This is a genomic window from Bacillus piscicola, assembly GCF_022458745.1.
Lineage (GTDB): Bacteria > Bacillota > Bacilli > Bacillales > Marinococcaceae > Alteribacillus_A > Alteribacillus_A piscicola.
On sequence record NZ_JAJJJF010000002.1, the window covers coordinates 69,891 to 83,648 of the forward strand.

At 40.5% G+C, this 13,758-nt stretch carries 18 protein-coding genes; 14 read left to right on the forward strand and 4 right to left on the reverse strand.

Translation table 11 applies throughout. The annotated features are described in order from the left end of the window. The 5 genes from LOR49_RS05030 (at position 1) to LOR49_RS05050 (ending at position 3,884) form a co-directional block, all read left to right on the forward strand. On the forward strand, positions 1 to 624 hold the full coding sequence (locus tag LOR49_RS05030) for a cytochrome c oxidase subunit 3 (protein ID WP_240375068.1): 624 nt from the start codon (positions 1 to 3) through the stop codon (positions 622 to 624). Positions 625 to 627: 3 nt separating this feature from the next. Then, on the forward strand, positions 628 to 972 hold the full coding sequence (locus LOR49_RS05035; RefSeq protein WP_240375069.1) for a cytochrome C oxidase subunit IV family protein: 345 nt from the start codon (positions 628 to 630) through the stop codon (positions 970 to 972). Positions 973 to 1,110: 138 nt separating this feature from the next. Beyond that, on the forward strand, positions 1,111 to 1,662 hold the full coding sequence (locus tag LOR49_RS05040; RefSeq protein WP_240375070.1) for a DUF420 domain-containing protein: 552 nt from the start codon (positions 1,111 to 1,113) through the stop codon (positions 1,660 to 1,662). Positions 1,663 to 1,804: 142 nt separating this feature from the next. Next, positions 1,805 to 2,659: a CvfB family protein gene (locus LOR49_RS05045; RefSeq protein ID WP_240375071.1), complete on the forward strand. Its 855-nt coding sequence runs from the start codon at positions 1,805 to 1,807 to the stop codon at positions 2,657 to 2,659. Between the two features lie 31 nt (positions 2,660 to 2,690). After that, on the forward strand, positions 2,691 to 3,884 hold the full coding sequence (locus LOR49_RS05050) for a class I SAM-dependent rRNA methyltransferase (protein WP_240375072.1): 1,194 nt from the start codon (positions 2,691 to 2,693) through the stop codon (positions 3,882 to 3,884). A 52-nt stretch (positions 3,885 to 3,936) separates the two neighbouring features. Here LOR49_RS05050 and ytvI read toward each other — a convergent pair whose 3' ends face one another. The 3 genes from ytvI to LOR49_RS05065 form a co-directional block, all read right to left on the reverse strand. Next, positions 3,937 to 5,001: a sporulation integral membrane protein YtvI gene (gene ytvI, locus LOR49_RS05055; protein WP_240375073.1), complete on the reverse strand. Its 1,065-nt coding sequence runs from the start codon at positions 4,999 to 5,001 to the stop codon at positions 3,937 to 3,939. A 190-nt stretch (positions 5,002 to 5,191) separates the two neighbouring features. After that, positions 5,192 to 5,560 carry a YugN family protein gene (locus LOR49_RS05060; protein ID WP_240375075.1) on the reverse strand — a complete coding sequence of 123 codons (369 nt, stop codon included), beginning with the start codon at positions 5,558 to 5,560 and terminating at the stop codon, positions 5,192 to 5,194. Between the two features lie 153 nt (positions 5,561 to 5,713). Next, positions 5,714 to 6,211 carry a PaaI family thioesterase gene (locus tag LOR49_RS05065; RefSeq protein ID WP_240375076.1) on the reverse strand — a complete coding sequence of 166 codons (498 nt, stop codon included), beginning with the start codon at positions 6,209 to 6,211 and terminating at the stop codon, positions 5,714 to 5,716. Between the two features lie 147 nt (positions 6,212 to 6,358). Between LOR49_RS05065 and ylbD the strand changes: the two genes are divergently transcribed. From ylbD to LOR49_RS05105, 8 genes are all read left to right on the forward strand, one after another. Then, on the forward strand, positions 6,359 to 6,733 hold the full coding sequence (gene ylbD / locus LOR49_RS05070) for a YlbD family protein (protein WP_240375077.1): 375 nt from the start codon (positions 6,359 to 6,361) through the stop codon (positions 6,731 to 6,733). A 17-nt stretch (positions 6,734 to 6,750) separates the two neighbouring features. Continuing rightward, positions 6,751 to 6,978, forward strand: a complete 228-nt coding sequence (locus LOR49_RS05075) for a YlbE-like family protein (RefSeq protein ID WP_240375078.1) — start codon at positions 6,751 to 6,753, stop codon at positions 6,976 to 6,978. A gap of 57 nt (positions 6,979 to 7,035) precedes the next feature. Beyond that, positions 7,036 to 7,443 (forward strand): hypothetical protein, encoded by a 408-nt coding sequence (locus LOR49_RS05080; protein ID WP_240375079.1) that lies wholly within the window; start codon positions 7,036 to 7,038, stop codon positions 7,441 to 7,443. 148 nt (positions 7,444 to 7,591) lie between these two features. Beyond that, a complete protein-coding gene (locus LOR49_RS05085; protein ID WP_240375081.1) occupies positions 7,592 to 8,032 on the forward strand; it encodes a YlbF/YmcA family competence regulator in 441 nt (146 codons plus the stop codon). A 158-nt stretch (positions 8,033 to 8,190) separates the two neighbouring features. Continuing rightward, entirely contained in the window at positions 8,191 to 8,874 is a 684-nt protein-coding gene (locus tag LOR49_RS05090) for a GntR family transcriptional regulator (protein ID WP_240375083.1), read from the forward strand. Positions 8,875 to 9,044: 170 nt separating this feature from the next. Next, the gene (locus LOR49_RS05095) at positions 9,045 to 9,839 is read left to right on the forward strand and encodes a class II aldolase/adducin family protein (RefSeq protein ID WP_240375086.1); all 795 of its coding nucleotides are present in this window, start codon (positions 9,045 to 9,047) and stop codon (positions 9,837 to 9,839) included. A 69-nt stretch (positions 9,840 to 9,908) separates the two neighbouring features. Beyond that, the gene (locus LOR49_RS05100) at positions 9,909 to 11,546 is read left to right on the forward strand and encodes a BCCT family transporter (RefSeq protein WP_240375089.1); all 1,638 of its coding nucleotides are present in this window, start codon (positions 9,909 to 9,911) and stop codon (positions 11,544 to 11,546) included. 29 nt (positions 11,547 to 11,575) lie between these two features. Then, positions 11,576 to 12,133: an HD domain-containing protein gene (locus LOR49_RS05105; protein WP_240375092.1), complete on the forward strand. Its 558-nt coding sequence runs from the start codon at positions 11,576 to 11,578 to the stop codon at positions 12,131 to 12,133. A gap of 185 nt (positions 12,134 to 12,318) precedes the next feature. Here LOR49_RS05105 and cbpB read toward each other — a convergent pair whose 3' ends face one another. After that, complete coding sequence (gene cbpB, locus LOR49_RS05110; protein WP_240375095.1) at positions 12,319 to 12,765, reverse strand: cyclic-di-AMP-binding protein CbpB; 447 nt, start codon at positions 12,763 to 12,765, stop codon at positions 12,319 to 12,321. A gap of 417 nt (positions 12,766 to 13,182) precedes the next feature. On the opposite strand from cbpB, the gene LOR49_RS05115 reads away from it, so the two are divergent. Beyond that, positions 13,183 to 13,749 carry a nitroreductase family protein gene (locus LOR49_RS05115; protein ID WP_240375097.1) on the forward strand — a complete coding sequence of 189 codons (567 nt, stop codon included), beginning with the start codon at positions 13,183 to 13,185 and terminating at the stop codon, positions 13,747 to 13,749. Positions 13,750 to 13,758: the final 9 nt, after the last annotated feature.

Here is a 13,758-nt window from a genome sequence, read left to right on the forward strand (position 1 = left end):
ATGGCAGATCACATTGATGTTGCGCAGGGACTTCCAGCCAATCCTGAAAAAGCAACATTAGAAGGTAAAAATAAATTTCTCGGCATGTGGGTATTCTTAGGCGGGGAAACCGTCATGTTTGCAACTTTCTTCGGAACGTTCCTAGGTTTACGTAAAGGAACAGTCGGTGGGCCGACAGCGGAAGATCTATTTTCCCTTCCGCTCGTCTTTATCATGACTATGATACTTTTAACTAGCTCGCTCACGAGTGTTCTCGGTATTCTTGCGATGAAAAGGAATAACTTTAAGACGCTTAGAACGTGTATGCTGCTCACTGTCCTGTTAGGTTTCGGCTTTGTCGGTTTTGAAGTGTATGAGTTTTATCATTATTACCATGAGGGACTAGGATACACAACCAGTGCCTTTGCCTCTTCTTTCTATACGCTTGTTGGACTTCACGGCTGTCACGTGTTATTCGGACTAGGTTGGATAATTACTTTGCTTGCTCGTTATTGGAATGCAGGCGGAGTAACGCTTGCTAACGCGCCGAAGTTTTATTCCGCGAGTCTGTATTGGCACTTTATTGACGTTGTTTGGGTCTTTATCTTTACAGTTGTGTATCTATTGTCAGTAGGGGGTGCATAAAATATGTCTGATGAAATGTCGAAACCATTTCCAAAAAGCGCTATGACAGAGGACGAAAGATACGAGCTTAAAAGAGAGACACGTATTCAGGTTATCTCTTTTGCCTTTATGATCGGCTTAACCATTATGTCCTTTTTATCTGTTTCAACTGAAACTATTGTGACAGGGTTTGCGATCCCGTTCATTTTGTTATTAGGTGCTGTACAATTTTTCTTACAGCTGTTTTATTTTATGCATCTGAAAGATAAAGATCATGGATGGCCGAACACTTTCTTTACAACTGGATTAGTCTTAATGACTCCTATGTTAATTGCTCTGATCTTACTATTGGGTGTTACGAAATGGTAAAATATAACGAAAAGCTGCTTCAAGCTTGCGCTTGAGCAGCTTTTTTCGTTCACTTATTTGTTGCAACATGAAAAGGATGGCGCTGGCTTTTTTATGTATAATAATAGGTGAAGTAATATAAAATGAGGAGGCATCGATGTGGTTCAAGGGGAAAATTCCGCCCGCCATGCGAATGATAAACAGAGTGTATGGATTGCCGTAATAGTGACGATAGTGGTGAATGGCCTGATTACCTACTTAATTTTTGCGGAAGGCTTCAGTGGTGATGTTCATTTTGATTTGACGATTTTACCAATGATGAACGCTATCTTTAACAGTTTTACAACTGTCTTTCTGTTAATGGCATTGTTTTTTATTTTACGTAAAAATATCACGATGCACCGCCGTTTCATTTACGGTGCATTTACGAGTACTTTTTTGTTTTTAATTACGTATTTAACGTATCATTACTTGGCAGAGTCTACATCTTACGGGGGAAGTGGTATTCTTGCCGGGATCTATTATTTTATTTTAATTACTCACATTGTGCTCGCTGCTGTCATTGTACCGCTTGCGATATTGACATTCTTACGAGGTTTTAAAAACCAAGTGAGGAAACACCGAAAAATAGCACGCTGGACGATGCCGCTCTGGCTTTATGTCAGTATCACCGGTGTACTTGTTTATGTGATGATTTCACCTTACTATTAAGTGTGCATCACTAAAAGGTGAAATTCATACTAACGTTTAGTGGATAGCTGAGTATTCGGGCACAGAGTAACTGGAAAAAACGGACGCTGGGAATGTGCTCAGGTCCGTTTTCTATTATAAATAGAAAGAAGTTGGTAAAATAATGATTCATCTTGGTACCGTACAAACATGTACAGTGAGAGACGAAAAGCAGCAGGCGTATACGTTGGAAAAAGGAAAAAAACAGCTCGAACTTCCCGTAAGGTATGTGACTCGCTCGCTTTCAGCGGGTGAAGAAGTTCGTGTTTTTGTTTACAAGAATAAGAAAGGTTCCATGGTTGCCACAATGACACTTCCGGATATTACGGTTGACAGTTTCGGCTGGGCAACTGTTGCTGACGTTGTTCCGCGACTCGGTGTATTTCTTCATATTGGAATAGAGAAGGATATGCTACTTTCTAAAGATGATCTGCCGCTGTTCCAAGAAGTGTGGCCGAAAAGAGGCGATAAACTTTACGCTACTCTTGTTGTCGACAAGAAAAACATGTTGTTCGCCAAGTTGGCAACAGAAGAAGATATTATGAAACACACGGAAAGAGCACCGGCTTCGCTTCAGAATGAAAAGGTGACTGGCCTTGTTTACCGAACAGGGAAAGTAGGTTCGTTTATTTGGACGACTGATCGCTATCGCGGCTTTCTTCATGCAAGCGAACGTGACGATGAACCCCGACTCGGGCAGCATGTACAAGCACGAGTGACAGGAGTCAAAGAAGATGGCACCGTTAATCTTTCTTGTAAACCGTTAAAAGAAGAACGAATCGGCCAAGATGCAGAGAAAATCCTGTTAAGTCTTTCCCGAAACCAAGGAGAAATATCTTATAGTGACAAAAGTGACCCGCGTGATATTCAACGAGAGTTTCAATTAAGCAAAGCTGCGTTTAAGCGTGCAGTGGGTCGTCTCTTGAAACAAGGGCTTATTGAACAGACCGGCCATCAAACAATACGATTTAAACAGTAGCCATCTGGAGCTGGAAAGAAGTTGATAAAGAATGTGTGAACTTGTCATTACCATAAAAGATGCTTTTCGAAAAAAATTTCAACAAGGATACCCGCTTATTTTTGAAGAAGCAATTCGAGATCCACATGATTTAGGAAAAGAAGGCAGTCTTCTGAAACTGGTAGGGGAAAACGGTGCTTTTATCGGTAAAGGTTTTTACGGAAAACAAAACAAAGGGTTAGGCTGGGTGCTTACACATAAAGAGAAAGAAACAATTGATCAGCAATTTTTCGAAAGGAAGATCTCTGCCGCTTTGAATGACAGGAAGCCGTTCTTTGATGACGAAGATACGACTGCTTTTCGTGTGTTCAACGGAGAAGGTGATGGTATCGGCGGTTTCACTATCGATTATTATAAAGATAATTATGTCATTAACTGGTATAGTGATGGTATCTTTCAATTTAAAGAAGAAGTCACGCAGTCACTTGAAAAGCTGGTGTCTTATAAAGGGATTTATGAGAAAAAAAGGTTCAACGTCGGAGGCAAGTATGTCGAGGATGACGATTTTGTGATGGGGGAGCGAGAAGAGTTTCCCATCATCGTGAAGGAGAACGGCGTTCGTTTTGCTGTCTATTTAAATGACGGTCCTATGACAGGCATCTTTTTAGATCAAAGAGAAGTTAGAAAAACAATTCGCAAATCCTATGCAAAAGGAAAAAAAGTGTTAAATACGTTTTCTTATACTGGTGCTTTCTCGGTATGTGCTGCGCTCGGAGGAGCAGCACATACAACGAGTGTTGACCTTGCTAATCGCAGCCTGCCAAGAACTACTGAGCAGTTCAGCATGAATAACATAGAGAGAGAAGCACACGAAATTAAAGTAATGGATGTCTTTCGTTATTTTAAATATGCAGTAAAAAAAGGCATTTCGTACGAGATGATTATCCTCGATCCCCCCAGTTTTGCGAGATCCAAAAAAAACACATTCAGCGTTCCTAAAGATTATAAAAACTTACTGAAAGATGCGATAGCTATAACAAAACGCAACGGGGTGATTGTGGCCTCCACTAATTATGCCGGTTTTGGAATGACGAAATTCAAAGAACTAGTGAAAAAAGCTTTTCATGAAACGGGTAAACAGTATCGCGTGATAGAAGAGTTCTCTTTACCTGAAGATTTTAAGACGAACAAAGACTTTCCAGAAGGGGATTATCTTAAAGTATTATTCATTAAAAAAATGAACTGACAAGAAAAAAACAGAGGGAATGGATGAAAGAAATACATCTGTTCCCTCTGTTTTAAATTCGAAAATTTAGTTTTATCAGTCCGGCTTCTTTCGCAGAAGTAAAGGCGATAACGGTAAGCGGGCCGATAATAAAGCCAAGCACTCCTAAAAGAGTCAGCCCTATATATAGTGAGATTAACGTCGCCAAAGGGGAAAGACCAATATGGTGTCCCATAACTTTTGGCTCAACGGTCCTCCTAATAATTAGAAGAACTCCTGCCAATACTAACAACTGGGTACCAAGAAGGGTATCACCAGCGATGTAGTGATAGAGAGACCAAGGGGCCAAAATGACAATCGAGCCAATAATTGGCACAAAATCAATCAGCCAAATAATCACAGACATCATCAAGGCAACCTCTGGCGTGAATAGGTAAAGACCGATAAGGGTGACTAGAAAAATAATAATACTGACGAGAAACTGAGCTTTAAAGAAACCGAGTATGACGTAAGAGAGCCGCGAGGTCATAAATTTAAATTTTTCAGCCGTATCGTCTTTCATGAATGCATACATTTGCTTTCTGAGACGTGGAAGTTCAAGCATAAAGAGAAACAGGGCAATTAGATAAACGAGAAATGAGACTAAATATCTTGGTATTGCAGCGACAAGACTTGCGAGATCGTTAATCATACCACCGCTTCCAAAGTCTTCACGTAAATTGCTCAGCATGTCAGTAATTTGGTTATTAATTTCATGGATAACAACAGGAGGCAAATTCAAGTCCTGATAAGCTTTCTCAATTTTTTCTTGCGTATTGAGCCATGACCGGTTGATATCACTAATATATGCCGGTAAATTCTCGATAAAGACAACAACTTGGGTAACGACTTGGGTAATGAGAAAAAAAATACTGATGCCGAGAACACATAAAAAACAAGTAAAGACGATGGTAACTGCAATACTTCTTTTTGCTTTCATTTTCTCCATAATGAAGCGAATCGCCGGCGATAAGAAGAGAGCAGTTAGTAAAGCCAGAACGATAGGACCGGAAATAGGAAGTATGTAGTATGCTCCGACCAACACAATTGCGGCTGCAATCAGACGAAGTATTATTTTTTTGTTTAACACAAATGGCACGGCCAAGCTCCTTTCGACTATCCCCTGAGCCGACGGGGAATTCCATAACGGTGATTACGGTGAAACATTCTTCTTCATTATAATATGCGAGTGTATATTTGAACAGCATGAAAATCCAGCTGACCTTTTTGCCATAAAAATAAACCGGTGAATAGAAAAAATTCAACCGGTTATAATAGAGCTAAAACGTTTATGATGTAACTTTTTCGGAAGCAAACAAGTCTTTGGCGGCTTTTTCAATAATAGCTGTTGACTTCTTAACAATCTTATCAGGAAAATCTTCATCGTATTCAACACCGTGAGGGTAATAATGACGTCCTAGAATAGGTGTTAATAAACGTACTTTTGTACTGCGTTTTGGTATCTCTCCGTCAACTGCGTATGCAAGAACGCGCAAGTAGTACGTCGCGTTTTGTGTCGTATCAAGCATTTTATAGTCTAAAGAAACTCGCTCATAGTCCCATTGTTCAGCGTGGACAAAGCCATGTTTCTCCATAATTCTAACTAAGCTTCCGAAATTATACTCTTTCCCCTCAAAATCATAACCTTCGATTTTCATAGTTTCCCCTCCTAATTTAACAAAACCTGCTGTATGTTAATGATAGTATGAATCATAGGAAGTTGCAACGCTGTTCTATTACTATTTCGTGAAAGATTAGGCACAGCGCTGACAGGTTTCGCCATATCTTTCAAGAGATCGGCAAGGGAAGAATTAGCTGTTACTTATTACATAAAATGTTGCGGTGGCATGTGCGATTAAGGCATCTTTATCGTTATACACGCTGCCTTCCGTGATAATCGTTTTTTTCGTTTTTGATAATACCTTTGTAAGACAGCGAAGACTATGTCCTTTTCCGGGTTTTATGTAATTTATTTTTATTTCCATCGTGACGGCCCCGTACCCCACAGGTGCTTCTTTATCAGCGAGCGTGCCCATTGCTGAATCGAGAAGTGTTGCCGTTACACCACCGTGCGCAATGTGCAGTTCGTTATAAAGCCCGGTATGAAGCGGGATCGTCACCGCAAGAGATTGATCCTCCCGCCATTCATAATCCGGTTGCAGCCAGCTCGTTACGTAGGATGAATAACAGCCGCCGCGTTTTTTCTCCCAGCCGGATAGTGCTCGTTCCATTATCTCCAATTCTTTATCCGAGGCGCTTTCTAAAAAAGATGTGTATTTATTTTGTAATTCACTTCGTGTTTGAGACATGTAACTTTATCCTTTCTTTTTAAGTTCAGCAACTTGTTTCATTGTATCGTACTCCAACCTTTAAAGAAAGAATCACTACTACTAATCAAGAGGAACACCCAAGTCACGTTAGCATATGATGGTAAGAAAGAAGTGGAGGTGAGGACCATGAGCAAAGAAACATTGCCACCATCCGTTCAGGAGTTTCGTACATTTATTCAATCGCATCCTGGATTGATCAAAGAAGTACGTGAGGGACGGCGTACATGGAATGAGCTGTACCAGGACTGGGTGATTTTAGGTGAAGATCATGAGGATTGGACAGCATACCAATCAACAACTAAAAGCATGAATGATGAGCAAGGTGAAACGGTACCCGCCCTTATGAAAATGCTCAGCCAGATTAACATTCAAGAGCTACAACAGCAGATGTCCCAATTTAGCGGGGTGATTGGCAACGTACAGCGAGTGTTATCACAATTTCAAAAGCCGTCTAATCCCAAGCGTCCTCCTCAAGACCCCTTTTCCTTTCGAGGCTTTTAGAAAGGAGGTAAAGAGATATGGAACCACAATTGGGGGAGTGGATACATTCCAGCCCAGAGTATAAAGAATTTATTCGCTTTCACCCGGTCTGGTATCGTCTGTTAAATCGAAATCCGGAATTAATAGAGGAATTTGTGGAGGAATCACGGCGTTATCACGGACAAACATTGCCGCAGCGGTTGGAACGCTTTAAAGGTAACATGGATATGGCGTTAATGTTATTAAGCTTAATGAATCAAAAATAATCTGGTTTAAAAATCTTTCTTTGTCTCATACTAACAGGACAAGGGAGGGTTGCGGCGATGAAAAATGCAGCGACGGTATTTGCTTGTATGCTTACAGCAGGCAGTATCTTTTTTTCTACAATCGACGATGTAAGTGCAGCCGCTTTTAACGTACAAGAGATACACGCCGAGACTGTTTCAGATTCCCATTCCCAAGGAATCGAAAAAGATAATTGGTCACTTCGTTATAAAGTAAACAATCATAATCTGTATTTGGAATGTGTTATCAGTGATTTTTCTTTAGAAAAAGATGGTTATTTATTGGTGAAAATGAATGGCATGGAGGCAGCAAAAATGCAAAAAGCCGCCTTCATGATGAAGAATTTACCTCCGGGAGAACACACTATTGAAGTAGTGCCCGTTCTTCACAACGGTGAAAAACACGGGGAAATCATTGAATTTTCAATTAAGATAAATGGTGAGTAATCAGTGGGGGTTGTTGACCCCCACTGTATTGTTTTCCCCTGGCATTAATGGACAGTGAGAATCCTTACTGATGAAGACCACTTTTCGTGGGAATGATCTTCAAACAACTTGCTCAAGCATGTATAATAGGAGAATGGAGGTGTTTTTAATGTCAGCCGTCATTTCTACTTCAGCTGATTTGTTAGAGGAAGCCGCCTCGTTAGGGGAGTTCATCCTCGAATCTGAGGTTTTTATACATTATCAAACTGCTCGTGAACATATGAGAAACGATCAAGAAGCTCAGCGTTTGATTACGGAATTTAACAAGATGAAAGACCACTATGAAGACGTGCAGCGGTTCGGCAAATACCACCCGGATTATAAAACGATCACCCGAGAAGTACGATCTATAAAACGGGAAATGGATATGCATGAAACCATAGCAACGTTTAAAAAAGCGGAAAGAGAGTTAGAAATGCTGTTGAATCAAATATCCGCTGAAATTACAGGCGTTGTGTCCCCAACCATTAAAGTTCCAACCGGTAATCCGCATTTTGATGCGTCTTGTGGAGGCGGCTGCGGTACCGGCAATAAATGCGGGTGTTCCTAGTCATCAAAAAGGTCCCAACCTATCGTTGGGGACCTTTTTTTGATTTTCATCGCGCTCCCTGAATCTATTGTCAACAATCTTATTATGCGTTATGATGGAGTCACCTAAACATGCAACTGTTGAGGAATGACCAATAAAACAAAGGATGCTATAAAAAAATGAATGTGAACGTTAAAAAAAGTTCTTTAAAATATCAAATTGCTGAAGCTGTCAGAAAGGAAATCTTTCGGGGAGTACTCAAACCAGGAGACAAAGTGACTGAAACGGTGATAGCACAGAAGTTTGAGGTAAGCCGCGGGCCAGTTCGTGAAGCTATGCAGATTTTAGTGATGGAAGGTCTACTCGTTTCAACCACTTTTAAAGAAACCCGTGTCAGTCAAATAACGACCGAAGAAGTTACTGATCTGCTCGTTCCAATGAGGGTTAATCTTGAAACATTTGCACTCAAAAAAGGGTTTCCCTCGTGGAATAAGGAGTTATTTCAACAGTTTGACGACATTTTAGAAAAAATGAGACGGGCTTCGATCTTTGATGATCTACCTCTGTTCAATGACGTCGACATCCAGTTTCACGAATTAATTGTGTTGTCCTCAAAAATGAACAATGTTGTTCATTTATGGGAAAGTATTTTAAACCGTATCCGGCTTCATTTTATTTATCAAAATTCTTTATCAGATGATTTGCATCAATATACAGAGGATCACCGTGTTCTGTTAGATTCGTTCAAAAGCGGTGACGTGGACGCCGCGGTGAAACAGCTTGAGGATCATCTTATTAAAACGAATAAGACAAGAGCTGAGTTACTTCCAGATTTAACCAATACAAGTCAAAACCGTGAATGAATTTCACTACGAAATCTGTCTCATGCTTAACATGAGACAGATTTTTTTCATTGTAGTCATGTTTACTTTAACAATGTATTTCATTTGTATTGTTGACAATATAACAATATATGTTACGATACTAAACGAATTAAAAAGTTATCCTTAAAAAAGGGGGAGGAGAACAGATTATGCAACAATACAAAGAGGAGCGGGTGCACGGAAGCAACGTGCAGGATTACTTACAAAAACCGGTATTTAACTCACTCGATGAAGAACGGCAGCATAACAAACAGCGTTTAGCAGCTGCATTTCGTCTATTTGCAAAATTTGGCTTCACGGAAGGAATTGCGGGGCACATCACCTACCGGGATCCTGAGTGGACAGATCATCTCTGGGTAAATCCGTATGGTATTCCATTCAGCAAAATAAAAGCATCAGATCTTGTCCTCGTGAATGAAGAAGGCGAAGTGGTGGAAGGCAAGTACTCTATCCATAAGTCAGCATTAATGATTCATTCGTCTATCCACCGTGCACGGCCGGACGTCATTGCTTCCGCCCATGCCCATTCTGTTTACGGGAAAACATGGGCAGCTAGTGGACGCCTTCTTGACCCGATTACTCAAGATGTATGTGCGTTTTATAACGACCACTCCGTGATGGATGATTTCGCAGGGGTCGTGTATGAAAAAGAAGAAGGGGATCGCATTGCAGAATCACTCGGAGATAATAAAGCATGCATTTTGCGATATCACGGATTACTAACGGTAGGACAGTCAGTAGATTCCGCAGCTTTTTGGTTTATTACGATGGAAAGATCATGCCAGGCTCAGCTGCTTGCAGAAGCTGCGGGTATCGTTCATCCGATTGACGAAAAAAATGCTGCCTTAACTGCTGCTCAAGTCGGGCGTGAGCAAGATGGTTGGGATAATTTTCAGCCTTTGTGGGAGCGCATCGTAGACGAACAGCCGGATTTGCTGGATTAAGTTTCCAGACAGCATACATGCTATTTCCTGTACACTTAAAACAGGGAATGCGGATAAGAGATTGTTCTGTTGATCCACTATGCCATGAAGGGAAAATTATTGGGAGGAGATTGTATTTATACAAAAGAGGAGAAAAGTACAGTAAAAAAAAGTTATGATGTAACGTTAATTTCGATCAGTTTAGCGGTTGTATTAGCGATTGTATTACTATTAAGTATTTTTCCAGAACAAGGAACCGCAATTGCAGATCAATTGTTTGGATTTTTGACTCAGTTATTTGGTTCGCCTGTGTTATTGTTTACCTTTGGAGTGGTCGTATTTTTAGGTTATTTAGCTTTTAGTAAATATGGGGAAATCAGGCTAGGTAAAGAAGCACCCCAATTTAAAACAAAAAGCTGGATTGCTATGATGTTAACGGCAGGTCTCGGGTCTGCTACGGTTTATTGGGCTTTTGTGGAGTGGTCGTTCTATTATAATACGCCAGGTTTAGGAGCAGAGGCCCAGTCCAGTTTAGCTTATGAATGGAGTCTGGCCTATAATTTCTTTCATTGGGGAATTAGCGCGTGGGCTTTATATTGTATAGCGGCTCTTCCTATTGCGTATCACTTTTACGTAAGGAAAAACAAAGGACTTAGTCTTAGTTCGGTTATTGAATCAATTACCGGTTTTAAGGCAAACGGTGTTGTCGGAAAAATCGTTGATATTATTTTTATCTTTACTTGCCTTGGCGGGTTAAGTATTACATTGGGTTTAAGTGTTCCTTTGTTGTCACAGGCAATTGCAAGTATTCTCGGTATCGAAAAAACATTTACGATTGACCTTGTAATTATTGCCGTTATTTCAGTCATTTTTACGCTTAGCGCGTATTTGGGCATTGAAAAGGGAGTCAAACGAGTCACTGATTTAAATACGGTGTTCGTCTTAATTTTTATCGGTATTATTTTCTTTATTGGTCCAAGCTTATTTACGCTTAGTAACACGACAAATGCCATCGGTTTGATGATGCAAAACTTTGTGCATATGAGTCTCTGGACTGACCCGATCGATAATGGTTCCTTTCCAGAAACTTGGACAATCTTTTACTGGTTGTATTGGGTTACGTACGCGCCGTTTATGGGAATATTTGTCGCTAGGATATCGAGAGGCCGGAGGATTAAAGAATTAATTTTTAATATGCTGATCAGTGGAAGCGTAGGATGTTGGGTGTTCTTCGGAATCCTGCAAAATTTGAGTATGGACGCACACATTAACGGGATCGTAGATGTTGCTGGAAGATTAGGGGAAGACGGTGGCAATCAAGCAATTATTGACGTGCTTTACTCCTTGCCGGCATCTGCATTCTTTATCATCTTTTTTGTCGTTGTGTCTATTTTGTTCCTCGCGTCGACCCTGGATTCAGCTTCCTATACGCTGGCAGCTACGGCGACAAAAGGTTTAAGAGACCACGAGGATCCATCCTCTCTTCATCGTTTGTTTTGGTGTTTTGTCGTTGTGCTCGTACCGATGACGATGATTTTTATTGATGCGCCTCTGAATACGGTAAAAACAGCGGCGATCGTGACGTCCATTCCGTTAATGGCCATTTTGGTTGTAATGATATATGGGTTGATAAGGTGGATGCGTGAAGATGTCAAAGACCTTCCTGCCCACGTTGTGAAAGAAAAATACAAAATAGAAAATGAAAAAAAAGCTAAAAAGTCTGCCTAGCTAATCAGAAGAATGGAAAGGAGATCATCATGCAAAAGGTAGTAAACTTTACAAAAATGATAGAGGGAACAAAAGAGGAATTTGAGTATTTAGAAGAACTAGAGGCTGGTTTTAACACAGGATTGCCTGATCGCCTTATGGCGATGCTCGATAACCTAAAAAATAGCTTTAGTGGATATCCGATTTCCCGCTATGAACACTCGTTACAGTCCGCGACAAGAGCTTATCAGAACAATGAGGAGGAAGACATCGTAGTAGCGGCTCTTCTTCATGATATCGGGGATGAGATTGCTCCTCATACACACGGAGAGATGGTAGCGGCTATTTTAAAGCCGTTCGTTTCGGATAAAGCCGCTTGGATTGTGAAACATCACGGTGTTTTCCAGCAAAAATATATGGCACACAAAACAGAGGAAGAGCAAAATGCACGAGATCAATATCGTGACCATCCTTACTATGATGATTGTGTTCGTTTTTGTGAGCACTATGATCAAAACTGTTTTGACCCAGACTTTAAATGCTTGCCAGCCGCTTTTTTTGAGCCGATGGTAAGAAGGGTATTTACACGCACTCCGTCTTTTCAGTAGGCAGACACTAAAAAACTCCGAGCAATGTTGCTTGGAGTTTTTTTGGCTGCGTTTTAGAGGGCCATCTTTCTTAGGTATACAACTGCACACGAACGTGTCATTTCTGGTCAACGCTTTAAAGGGTTAAAAACATTTAACGCACTGAGCAGGCATATATGTCTTCTTGTACGAATATGTTTCCTACGTTATGATCTACCAAGATGGCGGTGTATTAGTGCCAGTATCGACCTTCGCGTCATCATACCGATAAACGATTGGTCATGATCTTCAATACAGACAAAAGGGTGGTTAATTGAAAGCATCAAGGCTTTTCCAAACGTCTCGTTCTTGTGCATCCGTGGCACTTTAGAGGTCATTACTTCACTAACTTTATAATCGTGAAGCCTTTCCATTTCAATACGTTCAATGCCTAAGATAGAATCTAGGATTTGTGCCTTGCTAATTTGTCCCTGGACTTTATATTCTGTATCTAGAACAGGTATAGCTGTGTAGCCTGATTTAATAAGGACAAGCAAAGCATGATCAAGCGGATTAGTTGATTGTACATGTGCTACCTTTTCATGGGGGATCATTAATTCCTTAATTTCATTATCCATAATTTTACTGTCTTTTAATGTTTGCAGCAACATCATTATCACTTTCTTTCTTTTAGGAATAAAAGTTTAAAAAAGAAAGTGGCCCAAATAACATTGAAAAAAATATTGCATCCAACTTTAATAGTAGGTGGTGTGTAAGTAGATGTCAAGAAAAACGTGTAAGCGTTTTCTTTCAATATATGACGGAAGTTGAGCGTTTTCGTCAAAGTTTGCATACCTTTCCATATACCCAATTCAACAAATAGTAAACATGGAAGGAACGTAATCTGTTCCTTCTATTGTATTCAGTAACTCAAGCATGTGCGCCGTTATTTTCTGTTTTCTTTCCATTCGGACTTCTTTCTACATGAAGCAACAAACTGGAGGTGAAAGAGTTTTTTCTAAGACAAGTGAGAAGGGGTCTTGTATAATAAAAGATGTAACTACTAAAAACATAATGAAAGGACGAGTGGCATGAAACTGATTGAAGGGCTCCTAACAAGGAGAACAATAAGCACTTTTTCCAAAGAAACAGTAGATCGTTCCATTATTGAAAAAGCACTGCATTGTGCCTTTCGCGCTCCTAACCATAAAAACACCGAACCATGGCATTTTTACATACTTTCGGGTCAATCGAAAGAACAGTTAGCAAAAAGAAGAGGAGCTTTGAAAGCAGCGAAATTTGAAGATGGGGATGAACGAGGTGCTATCGCAAAAGAGAAGGGTTATCAATTTATGGTGGATCTCCCGTGGGTAGCTGCAGTGACAACACGGCGCTCGCCTGATGACACGGTTCGCGATAAAGAAGATTATGCTGCTGTTTCATGTGCGGTTCAGAATTTTATGCTCGCCTTGTGGGAAGAAGGCGTTGGTACTAAATGGTCAACGGGAGGACTCGTTCAAGATAAAGAAGCAATTAAACTTACTGGTGCTGCTGAAGACGAGGAGTTAGTCGGATTTATTTTTATTGGTTATCCAGAAGGAGAGCCGCCAAAGCCGAAAAAGCGTCATGAACAGGAATGTATAACGTGGCTCGATTAAGGGGAATGG

Coding starts and splice junctions, on each gene's coding strand:
- LOR49_RS05030 (WP_240375068.1), top strand. CDS start 1: ATGGCAGATCACATTGATGTTGCGCAGGGACTTCCAGCCAATCCTGAA.
- LOR49_RS05035 (WP_240375069.1), top strand. CDS start 628: ATGTCTGATGAAATGTCGAAACCATTTCCAAAAAGCGCTATGACAGAG.
- LOR49_RS05045 (WP_240375071.1), top strand. CDS start 1,805: ATGATTCATCTTGGTACCGTACAAACATGTACAGTGAGAGACGAAAAG.
- LOR49_RS05050 (WP_240375072.1), top strand. CDS start 2,691: ATGTGTGAACTTGTCATTACCATAAAAGATGCTTTTCGAAAAAAATTT.
- LOR49_RS05060 (WP_240375075.1), bottom strand. CDS start 5,560: ATGAAAATCGAAGGTTATGATTTTGAGGGGAAAGAGTATAATTTCGGA.
- LOR49_RS05065 (WP_240375076.1), bottom strand. CDS start 6,211: ATGTCTCAAACACGAAGTGAATTACAAAATAAATACACATCTTTTTTA.
- ylbD (WP_240375077.1), top strand. CDS start 6,359: ATGAGCAAAGAAACATTGCCACCATCCGTTCAGGAGTTTCGTACATTT.
- LOR49_RS05075 (WP_240375078.1), top strand. CDS start 6,751: ATGGAACCACAATTGGGGGAGTGGATACATTCCAGCCCAGAGTATAAA.
- LOR49_RS05080 (WP_240375079.1), top strand. CDS start 7,036: ATGAAAAATGCAGCGACGGTATTTGCTTGTATGCTTACAGCAGGCAGT.
- LOR49_RS05085 (WP_240375081.1), top strand. CDS start 7,592: ATGTCAGCCGTCATTTCTACTTCAGCTGATTTGTTAGAGGAAGCCGCC.
- LOR49_RS05090 (WP_240375083.1), top strand. CDS start 8,191: ATGAATGTGAACGTTAAAAAAAGTTCTTTAAAATATCAAATTGCTGAA.
- LOR49_RS05095 (WP_240375086.1), top strand. CDS start 9,045: ATGCAACAATACAAAGAGGAGCGGGTGCACGGAAGCAACGTGCAGGAT.
- LOR49_RS05105 (WP_240375092.1), top strand. CDS start 11,576: ATGCAAAAGGTAGTAAACTTTACAAAAATGATAGAGGGAACAAAAGAG.
- cbpB (WP_240375095.1), bottom strand. CDS start 12,765: ATGATGTTGCTGCAAACATTAAAAGACAGTAAAATTATGGATAATGAA.
- LOR49_RS05115 (WP_240375097.1), top strand. CDS start 13,183: ATGAAACTGATTGAAGGGCTCCTAACAAGGAGAACAATAAGCACTTTT.